Annotated in this window: 15 protein-coding genes; 11 read left to right on the forward strand and 4 right to left on the reverse strand. The window is 67.9% G+C overall.

Features of this window, described 5'->3' with window-relative positions:
• Nucleotides 1-208 precede the first annotated feature (208 nt).
• From AC069I_RS08475 to AC069I_RS08500, 6 genes are all read left to right on the forward strand, one after another.
• The gene (locus tag AC069I_RS08475; RefSeq protein WP_478224313.1) at nt 209-1,882 is read left to right on the forward strand and encodes an ABC transporter substrate-binding protein; all 1,674 of its coding nucleotides are present in this window, start codon (nt 209-211) and stop codon (nt 1,880-1,882) included.
• A gap of 87 nt (nt 1,883-1,969) precedes the next feature.
• Nucleotides 1,970-2,971: an ABC transporter permease gene (locus AC069I_RS08480; RefSeq protein ID WP_063275656.1), complete on the forward strand. Its 1,002-nt coding sequence runs from the start codon at nt 1,970-1,972 to the stop codon at nt 2,969-2,971.
• Nucleotides 2,968-3,903 (forward strand): ABC transporter permease, encoded by a 936-nt coding sequence (locus AC069I_RS08485; protein ID WP_034314615.1) that lies wholly within the window; start codon nt 2,968-2,970, stop codon nt 3,901-3,903. The genes AC069I_RS08480 and AC069I_RS08485 overlap by 4 nt, the downstream gene beginning before the upstream one ends.
• Before the next feature lie 7 nt (nt 3,904-3,910).
• Nucleotides 3,911-4,906: an ABC transporter ATP-binding protein gene (locus tag AC069I_RS08490; protein ID WP_340686321.1), complete on the forward strand. Its 996-nt coding sequence runs from the start codon at nt 3,911-3,913 to the stop codon at nt 4,904-4,906.
• Complete coding sequence (locus AC069I_RS08495) at nt 4,903-6,021, forward strand: ABC transporter ATP-binding protein (protein ID WP_478224314.1); 1,119 nt, start codon at nt 4,903-4,905, stop codon at nt 6,019-6,021. Before AC069I_RS08490 ends, AC069I_RS08495 begins: the two co-directional genes overlap by 4 nt.
• A 140-nt stretch (nt 6,022-6,161) precedes the next feature.
• Nucleotides 6,162-6,803, forward strand: a complete 642-nt coding sequence (locus tag AC069I_RS08500; RefSeq protein ID WP_478224315.1) for an SDR family oxidoreductase — start codon at nt 6,162-6,164, stop codon at nt 6,801-6,803.
• Here AC069I_RS08500 and AC069I_RS08505 read toward each other — a convergent pair.
• On the reverse strand, nt 6,796-7,359 hold the full coding sequence (locus AC069I_RS08505; protein ID WP_478224316.1) for a CGNR zinc finger domain-containing protein: 564 nt from the start codon (nt 7,357-7,359) through the stop codon (nt 6,796-6,798). The two genes, AC069I_RS08500 and AC069I_RS08505, sit on opposite strands and share 8 nt — an antisense overlap.
• Before the next feature lie 88 nt (nt 7,360-7,447).
• On the opposite strand from AC069I_RS08505, the gene AC069I_RS08510 reads away from it, so the two are divergent.
• Both AC069I_RS08510 and erm read left to right on the forward strand, forming a co-directional pair.
• The gene (locus AC069I_RS08510) at nt 7,448-8,146 is read left to right on the forward strand and encodes an SDR family oxidoreductase (RefSeq protein ID WP_478224317.1); all 699 of its coding nucleotides are present in this window, start codon (nt 7,448-7,450) and stop codon (nt 8,144-8,146) included.
• A 183-nt stretch (nt 8,147-8,329) separates the two neighbouring features.
• Nucleotides 8,330-9,064, forward strand: coding sequence for a 23S ribosomal RNA methyltransferase Erm (gene erm / locus AC069I_RS08515; protein ID WP_478265078.1), 735 nt, complete (start codon nt 8,330-8,332; stop codon nt 9,062-9,064).
• On the opposite strand, the gene AC069I_RS08520 is transcribed toward erm, so the two are convergent.
• Entirely contained in the window at nt 8,967-9,890 is a 924-nt protein-coding gene (locus AC069I_RS08520) for an EamA family transporter (protein ID WP_478265079.1), read from the reverse strand. The genes erm and AC069I_RS08520 overlap by 98 nt on opposite strands.
• Nucleotides 9,891-9,977: 87 nt before the next feature.
• On the opposite strand from AC069I_RS08520, the gene AC069I_RS08525 reads away from it, so the two are divergent.
• Nucleotides 9,978-10,916 (forward strand): LysR family transcriptional regulator, encoded by a 939-nt coding sequence (locus AC069I_RS08525; RefSeq protein WP_478234248.1) that lies wholly within the window; start codon nt 9,978-9,980, stop codon nt 10,914-10,916.
• Here AC069I_RS08525 and AC069I_RS08530 read toward each other — a convergent pair.
• The gene (locus AC069I_RS08530) at nt 10,873-11,478 is read right to left on the reverse strand and encodes a TetR/AcrR family transcriptional regulator (protein WP_478265080.1); all 606 of its coding nucleotides are present in this window, start codon (nt 11,476-11,478) and stop codon (nt 10,873-10,875) included. The two genes, AC069I_RS08525 and AC069I_RS08530, sit on opposite strands and share 44 nt — an antisense overlap.
• A 58-nt stretch (nt 11,479-11,536) precedes the next feature.
• On the opposite strand from AC069I_RS08530, the gene AC069I_RS08535 reads away from it, so the two are divergent.
• A complete protein-coding gene (locus tag AC069I_RS08535; RefSeq protein ID WP_478265081.1) occupies nt 11,537-12,163 on the forward strand; it encodes a peroxiredoxin-like family protein in 627 nt (208 codons plus the stop codon).
• A gap of 64 nt (nt 12,164-12,227) precedes the next feature.
• On the opposite strand, the gene leuA is transcribed toward AC069I_RS08535, so the two are convergent.
• Nucleotides 12,228-13,985 (reverse strand): 2-isopropylmalate synthase, encoded by a 1,758-nt coding sequence (gene leuA, locus AC069I_RS08540; RefSeq protein ID WP_478224323.1) that lies wholly within the window; start codon nt 13,983-13,985, stop codon nt 12,228-12,230.
• A gap of 244 nt (nt 13,986-14,229) precedes the next feature.
• On the opposite strand from leuA, the gene AC069I_RS08545 reads away from it, so the two are divergent.
• Nucleotides 14,230-14,595 carry a hypothetical protein gene (locus tag AC069I_RS08545; RefSeq protein ID WP_478224324.1) on the forward strand — a complete coding sequence of 122 codons (366 nt, stop codon included), beginning with the start codon at nt 14,230-14,232 and terminating at the stop codon, nt 14,593-14,595.
• Nucleotides 14,596-14,607 lie beyond the last annotated feature (12 nt).

Consider the following 14,607-nt stretch of genomic DNA (forward strand, 5'->3'; position numbering starts at 1 on the left):
AGTGGTCCGGAATTGATTACACTCCGTCCGGAATTGCGGACACTTTGCGGTCGTATTGGCCGTCGTGTAGCGCGATCGTAACCTCGCGTGCTTAAGTGCGGGCTGAGTTCCCGCTAGTGTCGGCGGGCACACCGATCGTCCGTGGAGCTCGACTTTCCGACCGACCGGACGGTGCCTAAACACCGAAAATCTCCTCAAGGGGTGCCAGATGCAGCAACTGCGGGTGACCCGAGCACGCCGTGTGGCCCTGATCGGGCTTGCCGGCGCACTCGCGGTCTCCATTTCCGCCTGTGCCGAATCGAAGCGTGAAGAAGGCGCAGGGGGTGGCTCGGGAGGCACGATGGTCTTCGGTGCCGCCGGTAACCCGAAGACGTTCGACCCGCTCTTCAACGACGACGGTGAGACCTTCCGCATCATCCGCCAGATGATGGACACGCTGATCATGAACAAGCCGGGGACCGCGGACCTCGAGCCTGGTCTGGCGGAGAAGTGGGAAGGCAGCAACGAAGGCAAGACCTGGACCTTCACCCTGAAGAAGGGTGTCAAGTTCCACGACGGCACCCCGTTCAACGCCGAGGCGGTCTGCTTCAACTTCAACCGCATGTACAACATGAAGGGCGCCGCCGCCCAGAGCCAGATGATCTACTACGGCGACGTCTTCGAAGGCTTCGCCAAGAACGAGGGCGACGCTTCCGGTGACCCGGTCTTCAAGGACTGCCAGGTCAAGGACGAGTCCACCGCCGTCCTCAACCTGAACAAGGCCAAGGGCGCCTTCCCGGCGGCCTTCACGCTGCCGTCGTTCTCGATCCAGAGCCCTGACGCGCTGAAGAAGTACAACGCCGACGCCGTCACCCAGAGCGGTGACTCGTTCTCCTACCCGGAGTACGCGCTGAAGCACCCCACCGGCACCGGCCCGTTCAAGTTCGAGAGCTGGGACCAGGCCAAGGGTGAGATCACGCTGGTCAAGGCCACCGACTCGCCGACCCAGACGGCCAAGCTCGACAAGCTGGTCTTCAAGGTCATCCCGGACGAGAACGCCCGCAAGCAGGCGCTCAAGGCCGGCGACATCCAGGGCTACGACTACCCGTCGCCCGCGGACTACGGCCTGCTGCGCAACGACGGCGAGCAGGTGCTCATCCGCCCGTCGTTCAACGTCCTGTACCTGGGCATCAACCAGAAGAACAACCCGAAGCTGAAGGACCTCAAGGTCCGCCAGGCGCTGGCTTACGGCCTCAACCGTGAGCAGTTCGTGAAGTCGAAGCTCCCCGAGGGCGCCGAGACCGCGACCCAGTTCGTGCCGAAGGCGATCGACGGCTACAACGAGAACGTCACCAAGTACGACTACAACCTTCAGAAGGCGAAAGACCTGCTGAAGGAAGCCGGCGCCGAAGGCATGACCCTGAAGTTCTACTACCCGACCGAGGTCACCCGGCCGTACATGCCGAACCCGGCCGACATCTTCACCTCGCTGTCCGAGGACATGAAGGCCATGGGCATCAAGGTCGAGCCGGTCGCCAAGCCGTGGAACGGTGGCTACAAGGACGACGTCCAGAAGGCGGGCAAGCACGACGTGCACCTGCTCGGCTGGACCGGTGACTACAACGACGCCGGTAACTTCGTCGGTACCTTCTTCGGCCGCGAGAAGCCGGAGTTCGGCTTCGCCAACCCGGAGCTGTTCTCGGCCATCTCGGCCGCGGACGCCGCGCCCGCCGGTGAGGCGCACACCAAGGCGTACCAGGAAGTGAACCAGAAGATCATGGAATACCTGCCCGCCATCCCGATCTCCTACGGCCCCCCGGCGATCGTCGTGGGCCCGAAGGTGAAGGGCCTGGTGGCCAGCCCGCTGACCGACGAGCGCTTCTACACCGTCACGGTCAACTGATCCACCACCACTGAGCCACTAGGGGGTGGGCGCTACCGCGCCCACCCCCTAGTGGCCCATTCCCGGGCTGGCAACAAAGGAACGCACGTGCTCCGTTTTCTCGTGCGTCGGCTGCTACAAGCGATACCGACGCTCTTGATCCTGTCCATTTTGATCTTCGCCTGGCTCCGGTCCCTGCCCGGTGGCCCCGCCGGCGCCCTCCTGGGTGACAAGGCGACCCCGGAGAAGATCGCCGACCTGAACAAGCTCCTCGGCCTCGACGATCCGATTTTCGTCCAGTACTTCAAGTTCCTCGGCCGGGCGATCACCGGCGATTTCGGCAACTCGCTGGTCTCCGCCCAGCCGGTCATGTCGGAGATCGGGAACTTCCTTCCCGCCACGATCGAGCTCGGCTTCTGCGCGATGCTCATCGCGGTGGGCCTCGGCATCCCGTTCGGCTACCTGTCCGCCCGCTTCCGCGGCGGGGCCGTCGACAACGTCATCATCGTGCTCAGCCTGGTCGGCGTCGCCGTCCCGGTGTTCTTCCTCGGCTACATGATGCAGGACCTGCTGGCCGCCCCGCTGGGACTTCCCTCGCAGGGCCGTCAGATGGCCGGTCTCGACGCCACCACCGTCACCGGGTTCGCGGTCTTCGACGGCATCATCACCCAGGAATGGGACGCCGCCTGGGACGCGCTCACCCACCTGATCCTCCCGGCGTTCGCGCTGGCCACGATCCCGCTCGCGGTCATCGTCCGGATCACCCGGGCCTCGGTGCTGGACGTGCTGAACGAGGACTTCATCCGCACGGCCAACTCGAAGGGCCTGACCCAGCCGATCGTGCGGCGCCGTCACGTGCTCCGCAACGGCCTCCTGCCGGTGGTCACCGTCATCGGCCTCCAGACCGGCGCGCTGCTCGGTGGCGCCGTGCTGACCGAGCGGGTGTTCAACTTCCGCGGCCTCGGCTTCCTGCTCGCCGAAGGCATCGAGCGGCGTGACTACCCACGTCTGCAGGCGCTGCTGCTGTTCGGCGCGCTGGTCTACGTGCTGGTGAACATGCTGGTCGATATCTCGTACGGGCTCATCGACCCGAGGGTGCGTGTCCGATGAACACCTTGCTGAACAAGAAGAAGGAGCCGATCGACAAGCTCGCGGCTTCGTCGGCGAAGGGCCACAGCCTCGGTGGCGAGGCGCTGCGCCGGATGATGCGGAGCCCGGTGGCCATCACCGGCGCCGTGATCACCGGCCTGTTCCTGCTGGTGGCGATCTTCGCACCGCTCCTGGCGCCGAAGGATCCCTACGAGCGGTATCTGCAGAGCCAGGTCATCCTCGGCCAGGGCATCATCCCGGGCGCTCAGCCCGGTTTCCCGCTCGGTGTCGACGACTTCGGCCGCGACTACCTTTCGCGGCTGCTGGTCGGCGCGCAGAACACGCTGCTGGTCGGTGTGCTCGCGACGATCATCGGCGTCGTGGTCGGCATGATCATCGGTGGCCTCGCCGGTGCGTTCGGCGGCTGGGTCGACACCGTGCTGATGCGGCTCGTCGACGTCATGCTGTCCGTGCCGTCGCTGCTGCTGGCGATCTCGGTCGCCGCGCTGTTCCAGAAGCCGAGCCAGTGGACCGTGATCGTCGCGGTGTCGATGGTCAGCGTGCCGATCTTCGCGCGGTTGCTGCGCGGTTCGATGCTCGCGCAGAGAAACAGCGACCACGTGCTCGCGGCGACGTCGCTCGGCGTCAAACGCGGGGCGATCGTGTTGCGGCATATGCTGCCCAACTCGCTCGGCCCGGTCATCGTGCAGGCCACGCTGACCCTGGCGACCGCGATCCTCGAGGCGGCGGCGCTGTCGTTCCTCGGTCTCGGCGACCCGGACCCGAACCGGGCGGAATGGGGCATCATGCTGAGCCGCAGCGCTCGGCAGTTCCTCGACATCCGCCCCGAGCTGGCGTACTACCCGGCCATCGCGATCATCATCGTCGCGCTCGGGTTCACGCTGCTCGGCGAGTCCCTGCGGGAAGCCCTCGATCCGAAGAACAGGCGGTGACTTTCTGATGGCACTCCTCGAAGTACGCGACCTCAAGGTCGTTTTCCAGCGACGCGGCGAGAAGCCGTTCACCGCGGTGGACGAGGTCAGTTTCGACGTCGAACCCGGCCAGACGGTCGGTCTCGTCGGTGAGTCCGGTTGCGGCAAGTCCGTGACCTCGCTGGCGATCATGCGGCTGCTCGCGAAACGCGGCAACCAGGTCAGCGGTTCGGTGTCGTTCGAAGGCACGGATCTGCTTCGCCTGTCGGACAAGGAAATGCGGGACCGCCGCGGCCGTGACCTCGGCATGGTGTTCCAGGATCCGCTGTCCTCGCTGAACCCGGTCATCCCGATCGGCCTGCAGATCACCGAGGTGCTGGAGCGGCACCGCGGGATGGCGCGCAAGGCGGCGTCGGTGGAGGCGGCGGAGCTGCTGGACAAGGTCGGCATCCCCGACCCGACGCGGCGGCTTTCCGAGTACCCGCACCAGCTGTCCGGTGGGATGCGGCAGCGTGCGCTGATCGCGATCGCGCTGGCGTGCCGTCCGCGGCTGCTCATCGCCGACGAGCCGACCACCGCGCTCGACGTGACGATCCAGGCGCAGATCCTCGCGCTGCTGCGGGAACTGGTGCAGGACACCGGGACCGCGCTGATCATGATCACGCACGACCTCGGTGTCGTCGCCGGTCTCTGCGACGAGGTAAACGTGCTCTACGGCGGCAAGATCGTCGAGCGGGCGGAGCGGCACTCGCTGTTCGCCGAGCCGCGGCATCCGTACACGCACGGCCTGCTCGCCTCGATCCCGCGGCTCGACGCGGGCCGCGGCGAGAAACTGATCCCCATCAAGGGATCCGTCGCCGACAACATCCCGTGGGACGGCGGCTGCGCCTTCGCGCCCCGCTGCCCGAACGCTCTCGGCGTGTGCCGGGAGGTTTCACCGCAGCTGACCCCCGATCGCGGTGGACTGCTGCGCTGCCACAACCCGGTGATCCCGGCCGTGGCCGCACGAGGAGGGGTCCGATGACGCACGCGGTACCGGAGCAGGAAGTACTGCTCGAGGTCAACGACCTCAAGGTGCACTTCCCGATCAAACGCGGCATCGTGATCGACCGGACGGTCGGGTACGTGTACGCCGTGGACGGCGTCGATCTGGCCATCCGCAGGGGTGAGACCTACGGTCTGGTCGGGGAATCCGGCTGCGGGAAGTCCACTTTGGGCAGGGCGATCCTCCGGCTGACCGAACTGACGAACGGCAACGTCGTCTTCGACGGCACCGACGTCGCGGGCCTCAATGGCGAGGACCTGCGCAAGGCCCGCCGCCGGATGCAGATGGTCTTCCAGGACCCGATGTCCTCTTTGGACCCTCGGCAGTCGGTGGAATCCATTCTGACCGAAGGAATGAAGGCGCACGGCCTCGCCAAGGACAAGGAGGCGACGGCCAAGCGGCTGCGCGAACTCCTCGCCGCCGTCGGTCTTCCGGAGTCCTCGCTGCGGAAGTACCCGCACGAGTTCTCGGGCGGCCAGCGTCAGCGCATCGGGATCGCGCGGGCGCTCGCGGTCGAGCCGGACCTGATCGTCGCCGACGAACCGGTGTCCGCGCTGGACGTCTCGGTGCAGGCGCAGGTGGTCAACCTCCTGGAGGACCTGCAGGAGAAGCTCGGGCTCACGTACCTGGTGATCGCGCACGACCTCGCGGTGGTGCGGCATATCTCCGACCGCATCGGCGTGATGTACCTCGGCTCGCTGGTCGAAGAGGCCGACGCCGACACGCTGTACGAGAACCCGCTGCACCCGTACACGCGGGCGCTGCTTTCGGCGATCCCCGTGCCGGACCCGACGGTGGAGGACAACCGGGAGCAGATCCTGCTCGCCGGCGACCTGCCGTCGCCGGCGCGGCCGCCGTCCGGCTGCCGGTTCCACACGCGATGCCCGTGGAAACAGCAGAGCCTGTGCGACACCGACCGCCCGCAGTTGCGGGAGATCGGCGCCGGGCACCGGGTCGCCTGCCACTACGCGGAGGACATCCGCGACGGGCGGATCAAACCGCACGAGGTCAAGGCGGAACTCGTCGGAGCCGGGGAGCTGAACCCCGACGTCGGCGGGCTGCCGGACGTCGGCTCGGCGGCGGAGATCCTCTAGTCCCGCTTGAAGTACATGAAGGCCCCCTTCCTTGCGTCTGGGTACAGGAAGGGGGCCTTCCTGTACTTCCGCATTCAGAGGACTGAATGCGGGCAGTCGCCTGACCAGCGCGGAAGGCCGCCTTCGGGCAGACTCGTGTCATGCGGGTCACAGTGCTGGGAGCGTCGGGGCGGACGGGGATCCACGTGGTCCGGCTTCTGCGGGGCCGAGGCCATCAGGTGCGGGCGGGGCTGCGCAGTCGTCGCCGCGCGGAGGAGGTCGCCGGTCTCGGCGCCGAAACCGTGGTCGCGGACGTCACCGCGGACGCGGAAGACCTCGTCGAGGCGCTCGCCGGTTCCGAGGTGGTGATCAGCGCGATCGGCGCACCCGATCCAGATCAGGCCTCCGTCGACCTCGTCGACCGCGACGGCGTGATCACCGCGATCCGCGCCGCCGAGAAGGCCGGTGTCTCGCGGTTCGTGCAGCTTTCCGCGCAGTTCGCGGATTCGCCGGACCAGGGCGATCGCCTGGTGCGGTCGATCCTGATGGCGAAGCAGATCTCCGACAGTGTCCTGCGGCGCTCCAGCCTGAACTGGACGATCGTCCGGCCCGGCACGCTCACCGACGACCAGCCCACCGGCCGCGTCAAGCTCGGCGGTCACCTCGAACCGGGCCGCGTCTCCCGCGCGGACGTCGCCGCCGTCCTGGTCGCCACGCTGGAGGAGCCGCTCACCGAGAACCAGGGTTTCGACGTCATCGGCGGCGAGATCCCGATCCCCTCGGCGCTGGCTTCGTTCAGCTGAGCGCTCTCTTCCGCTCCCGGGCCGCCCGCAGGTTGGCGACGTTCCCGCAGGTGCGCACGTCGTGCCAGACCCCGCTGTTGTTGCGCGAGACGTCGTAGAAGGCCGAACGGCAGCCGTCGAGACGGCACAGTTTCAGCCGCGGCCAGATCCCGGCCTGCTGCGCGAGCAGCGTCTCCGTCCACAGCGCCGACGCGAGCCACTGCCGTCCGGTACCGGACGGGAACAGCCGGACGACGCCGTCCCGCAGCGTCAGATCCGCCTTGACCGGTTTGCCGAAGTCAGCGTCCCCGTCTTCCACGAGCGAAACGAAGGTCTCTCGCAGGTCGCGAAGCGCGCGAAGGTCGCCTGGCCCCAGCGTGATCTCGGGCACCTCGGCGTCCCGTGCCCGCGACCATTCCGCCAGCGCCTCGGCGGCCCAAGGCCGCGTCAGGTCGGTGTCGTTCAGCAGGTCGAGGCCGTAGGTCTTGATCGCCTTCGTGTTGAGGAAGTCCTGAACGAGCGCCAGCCCCGAGGGGGCGGTGCGTAACCGGTATCGGTCCGTCGCGGTCCATGACATAGGTCAAGCGTACTTGACTCTGTCGGCGCGCGTCGCCATGCTGACGACAGAGGCAAACAATAAACACTTCTGTCAAGGGAGCACAGTCATGACCTCCATCGAAGGCGCCGTCGCCCTGGTCACCGGCGGGCAGCGCGGGCTCGGCAAGGCGTTCGTCGCCGAACTGCTGGCCCGCGGTGCCGCCAAGGTCTACGCGACCGCCAGGTCGCCGCGCGAGGAGACCGACCCGCGGATCGTCCCGCTCCCGCTCGACGTCACCGACCCCGAATCCGTCCGCGCGCTGGCGGAGAAGGCGGGCGACGCCACGATCGTCTTCAACAACGCCGGAGTCCTCGGCCTCGGTTCGCTGTTGACCGATGACGTCGACGCGCACCGCCCGGTCTTCGAAACGAACGTCTTCGGCGCGCTGCGGATCGCGCAAGCGTTTGCGCCGCAGCTCAAGGGCGGCGGCGCGCTGGTCAACGTGCATTCCATCCTGTCGTGGGCGGCCGGCTCGGGCTCCTACGGCGCGTCGAAGGCGGCCTTCTGGTCTCTCACGAATTCGCTCCGCATCGAGTTCGCCGACCGGGGCACACAGGTCGTCGGCGTCCACCTCGGCTACACCGACACCGACATGACCCAGGGCCTCGACATCCCCAAGAACGACCCGCGCGACGTCGCCCGCCAGGTCGTCGACGGGCTGGAGAAGGGCGAGACCGAGGTGCTCACCGACGACCTCACCCGCCACGTCAAGGCCGCGCTGTCCGGCCCGGTCGAGCACCTCGGCACCAGCCGGATCGGCGCGTAGAAAACGATTGGCGTGAGGCCTCCGGCCCGAGGTAGTTTCGCCGCCATGTGTGCTTCCGCGTTCACCAGGACCCGCCGCAACTAGCGGCGGATCCCCGGCGTCAAGCAAGGAACCGCCGCCCGAGCGAGTCATCGCCGGGCAGGCCTCGTGCTGCCCGGCTCACCTCGAAGCCGCGGAGATCCCTTGCGCACACAGCGTCCTGGCCGTCATGAACTCGGCCAGAACTTCCTCATCGACCGGAACATCATCGAAACCGTCGTGAAGCTCGTCGACGGTACGGACGGGCCGGTCATCGAATTCGGCACCGGCGACGGCGCGCTGACCTTGCCGCTCGAACGGCTCGGCAGGCCACTGACCGGCGTCGAGGTCGACGACCGCCGAGCCGCCCGGCTGGCGGGCCGCGTCCAGCCCTCGACGAAGATCGTCACCGCGGACTACCTGCGGTTCCCCCTGCCGAAGACGCCACACGTACTGGTCGGCAATCTGCCGTTCCACCTGACCACCGCGACCCTGCGTCACGTCCTCGCCGCTCCCGGTTGGACGGACGCCGTCCTGCTCATGCAGTGGGAGGTGGCGCGCCGCCGGGCCGGGGTCGGTGGCGCGACCATGATGACCGCGCAGTGGTGGCCGTGGTTCGACTTCCGGCTGGCCGGCCGGGTGCCCGCCACGGCGTTCCGCCCGCGGCCCGGCGTCGACGGCGGTCTGCTCACCATGACCCGCCGCGAGCGTCCGCTCGTCGAAGACGCGGATCGTGTGCGCTACCAGGACTTCGTACGGCGGGTGTTCACCTGCCCCGGCAAGGAAGTCGTGCCCAAAAGCCTCACCGCACACCAGTGGGCTGAGGCGTTTCGGCTTCGGCGAGGAAATCCGGTTCGCGCACGCGGCGCTTCGTCGAACCGAACAGGACGCCGCCGATGACCACGGCCGCGGCGAGGATCTCTGCCAGTGAGGGGCGTTCGTCGAGGACCAGGAACGCCATCGACAGCCCGACGACCGGCACCAGCAGGGAGAACGGCGCGACCACGCCCGCGGGGTTGCGGCGCATCAGCGACGTCCAGATCCCGGAGCCGACGATCGTGCCGAACAGCACCACGTAGGCGAGGCCGCCGAGGCCGATCAGCCCGGTGGTGGTGCCGAGGGTGCTCAGCGAGTGGCCGATCTCGGCGGGGCCCTCCATGACCAGCGACAGCGCGAACATCGGCAGCGGCGGCACCACGGACATCCAGAGGACGAAGTTCAGCGGGTTGTCCGGTGCCGCCTGCCGGGTGCTCAGGTTGCCGAACGCCCAGCTCAGGGCGCCGAGGAGGGTCAGGATCACCGGCAGCAGGGCGGCGTTCCCGGCCTGCTGCCAGGCGATCGTCGCCATCCCGGCGACGGCGAGCAGGATGCCGGTGAGCTGCCGTCCGGACACGCGTTCACGCAGGAAGACGGCGCCGAGCAGGACGGTGAACGGCGCCGACGCCTGCAGCACCAGCGACGCGAGACCGGTCGGCATGCCGGTGTCCATCGCGATGAAGAGGAACACGAACTGCCCGGTGCCGAAGCCCAGCCCGTAGCCGAGCAGGTGGCGGATCTTCACCTTCGGCCACGGCACGAACAGGATCGTCGGGATGGCGATGACCGCGAAGCGCAGCCCGCCGGCGAAGACTGGCGGGAACTGGCCGAGAGTGGCGTGGATGGCGAGGAAGTTGCAGCCCCAGAGGACGGCGACGAACAGGGCGAGCAGACGATCGCGGGCGGGCATGTCTTCACTCTTACGTGGTGCGACCCTTTAGGACCAGCGAGAATATTTGCAGCGATCGTTCAGTTCGGCTTCACATATGCTGGCGGTATGGACATCGGCCGGTTGCGGACCCTGCGGGAGTTCGCCGATCGCGGCAGCGTGACGGCGGCCGCGAAGGCGTTGCACTGCACGCCGTCCGCGGTTTCCCAGCAGCTGCGCGCCTTGCAGAGTGACGTCGGTCTCGCGCTGACCGAACCCGCCGGAAGAGGACTGCGGCTGACCGACGCGGGTCGCGCGCTGGTCGCCCGCGCGGACGACGTACTCGCCGCCCTGGAGCGCGCGGAGTCCGAATTGGACACTTATCGCAGCGCCCCGCGCGGCCGGGTCCGGGTGGCGATCTTCCAGTCGGCCGGGCTGATGCTGCTGCCCGGGCTGCTGCACCGGACGGCGGAGTTCGACGGGTTGGACGTCATCGTGCGCGACGTCGACATGACCCCGCCGGAGGTCCCCGGGCTCGTCGCGGATTACGACATCGTGGTGGCGCACCGGGACGAGCACGCGCCGTCGCTCGGCTCGGACCGGCTGGAGACGCGGCATCTGCTGCGTGAACCGCTCGACGTCGCGCTCCCCGCCGGGCACCGGCTGGCGAAGCGGCGCCGCATCGAGCTGGCCGAACTCGCCGACGAACGCTGGATCAGCGTCAACGCCGGGTTCCCGGTGGACGACATCCTCCAGTCGCTGATCATCCGCACCGGGGTGCGCCCGCAGGTCGTCCAGCGCATCAACGATTTCCGCATCACCGAGCGGCTCGTCGCCGCCGGGCACGGGATCGCGCTGCTTCCCCGGTACACAATGGATACTCGGCGCGGCAGCGGCCTCGTTTGCCGCCCGCTCGCCGGGATCAAGGCGGCGCGGCACGTGGAAGCGGTCTACCGGATCGGGGCGGCTTCCCGGCCGGCGGTGGCGAAGGTGCTCGACGCGCTCGCCGGCGAGGTCGGCGCGCTCACGGGCGAGCGTGACTCCTCAGGTGGTCCAACGCGATCTTGAGCGCGTCGGCGATCGGCGTGACGTCGTGGCGCAGGTGGGCCATCAGCAGGCCGCCCTGCACGCAGGTCAGCGCGGCCTGCGCGAGCCTCGCCGGGTCGGCGTCCGCGGCGAGTTTTCCCTTTTCTCGCAACGATTCCAGTCCGCGCTGGAGATGTGACTCCCATTCGCGGTAGGCCTTGTCCAGCAGCGGGGCCATTTGGGGGTCGTCGCCGAGTTCGCCGGTGAGGTTGCCCAGCGGGCAGGCGATCGGTCCCTTGGGCGTGGTCTGGATGGCCAGGATCTCGCTCGCCCACTGGTCGAAATCGGCCCAGTCGTGCAGCTCGAAGATGGTCGGCTGATTGCCGAGGATGTTTTCGAGGAAGCGGGCGATGACCGCCTCGACGAGCTGATCCTTGTTCTTGAAGTAGTGGTACATCTGCGATTTCCCGGCGCCGCTCGCCGCGAGCACCTTGTCGACGCTCGTCCCGGCGACGCCGTTGACGTACATCAGCTCCGCCGCCGCGTCGACGATCGCGTCCCTCGTCATCCGCCCCTGCGGGGTCTTCGCCGGTTGACCACTCATGTACCGAATAGTACAGTCGGCTTCACTGTACCGATCAGTACAACCGAAGGAGCTGTCGATGGGGGATCTCAACACCGACCTCGCCGAGCTGCGGGAATCCGTCGCGAGCCACGTTCCGGCCGAGGTCGCCGAGGTGCTCAAGGCCGACCGTGCGACGTTCGTGGGGGTGGTCGCCGAGGAGGCCGCGAAGCCGGGAACGGCGATGCCGGACCTCGTGCTGCCGGACGCCGGCGGCGAGCGGGTCCGGGTCGCGGACGGCCCCGCGGTCGTGGTGTTCTACCGCGGCGCGTGGTGTCCGTACTGCAACCTGGCCTTGCGTACGTATCAGCGGGAACTGTTGCCGGAGCTGGAGAACCTGGGCGTGAAGCTGGTCGCCGTCAGCCCGCAGCTGCCGGACGACTCCTTGTCCACGAAGGATCTCGAGTTCGCCGTGCTGTCCGATGTGGACAACCAGCTCGGCCGTGCGCTCGGCATCACGTTCCGGCTGGCTCCGGAGACGAAGCCGGCCTTCGACACGCTCATCGGCGACGTCGAGAAGATCAACGGGGCGGCGGAATGGGAGCTGCCCTATCCGACCGTCCTGGTCGTGGACGGCGAGGGGGTCATCCGGTACATCGACGTGCACCCGGATTACACGACGCGCACCGATCCGGCCGACATCCTGGCCGCCGTGAAGGCCCTGTAGCGCGTGAAGGCCCCTTCCCCTCGGCTCAGCCGAGGGGAAGGGGCCTTCACGCGCGAAGCGAAAACTACCGGTGAGCCCGGTTCACCGCGGAAATGACGGCCCGCAGCGAAGCGGTCACGATCGACGGGTCGATCCCGATCCCCCAGTACACCCGGTCGGAGATCGCGCACTCGATGTACGACGCGGCCCGCGCGTCGTCGCCCGGCGAGAGCGTGTGCTCGCTGTAGTCCAGCAGCCGCAGGTCGAACCCGACGGTCGACAGCGCGTCGAAGAACGCCGCGATCGGGCCGTTGCCCCGGCCGGTGACCTCGTGCTCGTCACCCTCGACCCGCACGGTGGCGGTGATGTCGTACTCGCCGTCGCCGTTGTCCCTGACGTGCTGGCGCACCAGCTCCAGCGGCGTCTTCAGCTCCAGGTACTCGGCCGAGAACGCGTTCCACATCGTGGCCGGGTCGACCTCGCCGCCCTCGGTGTCGGTGTGGCGCTGGACGACCTTCGAGAACTCGATCTGCAGGCGCCGCGGCAGGTCGAGCTGGTGCTCGGCCTTCATGATGTAGGCGACGCCGCCCTTGCCGGACTGCGAGTTCACCCGGATCACGGCCTCGTAGTTGCGGCCGATGTCCTTCGGGTCGATCGGCAGGTAGGGGACCTCCCACGGGTGCTCGTCGACCGGCGTCCCCACCTTGTCGGCGGCGGCCTTCAGCGCGTCGAGGCCCTTGTTGATCGCGTCCTGGTGGCTGCCGGAGAACGCGGTGAACACCAGGTCACCGGCCCACGGGCTGCGTTCGTGCACCGGCAGCTGGTTGCAGTACTCGACGGTCCGCTTGATCTCGTCCATGTCGGAGAAGTCGATCTGCGGGTCGACACCCTGGCTGTACAGGTTCATGCCCAGCGCGACCAGGTCGACGTTGCCGGTGCGCTCGCCGTTGCCGAACAGGCAGCCTTCGATCCGGTCCGCGCCGGCCTGGAAGCCCAGTTCGGCGGCGGCGATGCCGGTGCCGCGGTCGTTGTGCGGGTGCAGCGACAGGATCACCGAATCGCGGCGGTCCAGGTTGCGGTGCATCCACTCGATCGAGTCGGCGTAGACGTTCGGCGACGCCATCTCGACGGTGGCGGGCAGGTTCAGGATGACCGGCTTCTCCGGCGTCGGCTGCCAGATCCCGGTGATGGTGTTGCAGACCTCGAGCGCGTACGACAGCTCGGTGCCGGTGTAGGACTCCGGCGAGTACTGGAACCGGAAGTCGGTGTCCGGCTGCTTCGCGGCGTAGTCGACGACCAGCTCGGCGGCCTGCGAAGCGATCTTCGTGATGCCGATGCGTTCCTCGCGGAACACGACGCGACGCTGCAGGATCGAGGTCGAGTTGTAGATGTGCACGATCGCGCGCGGCGCGCCTTCGAGCGCCTTGAAGGTGCGCTCGATCAGCTCCGGGCGGCACTGGGTCAGCACCTGGATGCTGACGTCGTCCGGGATGGCGCCCTCGTCGATGATCTCGCGGACGAAGTCGAAGTCCGTCTGCGACGCCGCCGGGAAGCCGACCTCGATCTCCTTGTAGCCCATGCGGACCAGCAGGTCGAAGAACTTGCGCTTGCGCGCGGGCGACATCGGGTCGATCAGGGCCTGGTTGCCGTCACGCAGGTCGACGGCGCACCACAGCGGCGCGGTGTCGATGCGCTTGTCCGGCCAGGTGCGGTCGGGCAGCGAGATGTCCTCGATCAGGTCGTACCAGGGACGATAGCGGTGCACGGGCATCGAAGTGCCGCGCTGGGTATTCCACGAAGCCTGCTCGGAAGGGGCAGGACGGGTGGGCTTGCGGATGCTCATGAGGGGACGGTTCTCCTGAAGAATCGGGTGCGACGACCGGCACCACGAAGCCCCGCGACGGGGAGCCGGTCCGATCAGGCCCCGTCGCGGCAGCGAAGCAGGAGAGCTCGAGCCACGACGCCACCTTAACCGCGTGATCTCCCGAAAGGAAACCCGGGCCGCGATCGAACCGTGACTCAAGTGGCGCCCATTCGGGTTACTCGCGGGTAGCAATCGGACCAGGCGGCGTGCCACACTGCCCGGCATGGGCGAGCACGCTGAAGAGAAGGAAACCGCTGATCAGGCGACCAGGCGCAAGGTCGACTGGCGAGCGGGCGGCAGTCGTGCGGCCGGGATCCTGGCGAACGTCGTCCGCTGGGCCGGCTTGATCTTCGCGGCCATCCTGGTGCTGCACGTCGTCTTCGTGATCGGCGAGGCGAACCCCGGCAACGGCATCGTGTCGTTCGTCCGAGGCTGGGCCGACGGGCTCCTGCTGGGCTTCAAGGATCTCTTCATGCCCGAGGACGCCAAGCTCCGCGTGTTGATCAACTACGGCATCGCCGCGGTCTTCTGGATGGTCGTCACGGGAATCCTCGCCAGGATCATCCGACGCGTCGGCGGTCCGGCTTAGCGCACGGAGCAC

The sequence above is a fragment of the Amycolatopsis sp. NPDC043885 genome, from assembly GCF_056435685.1.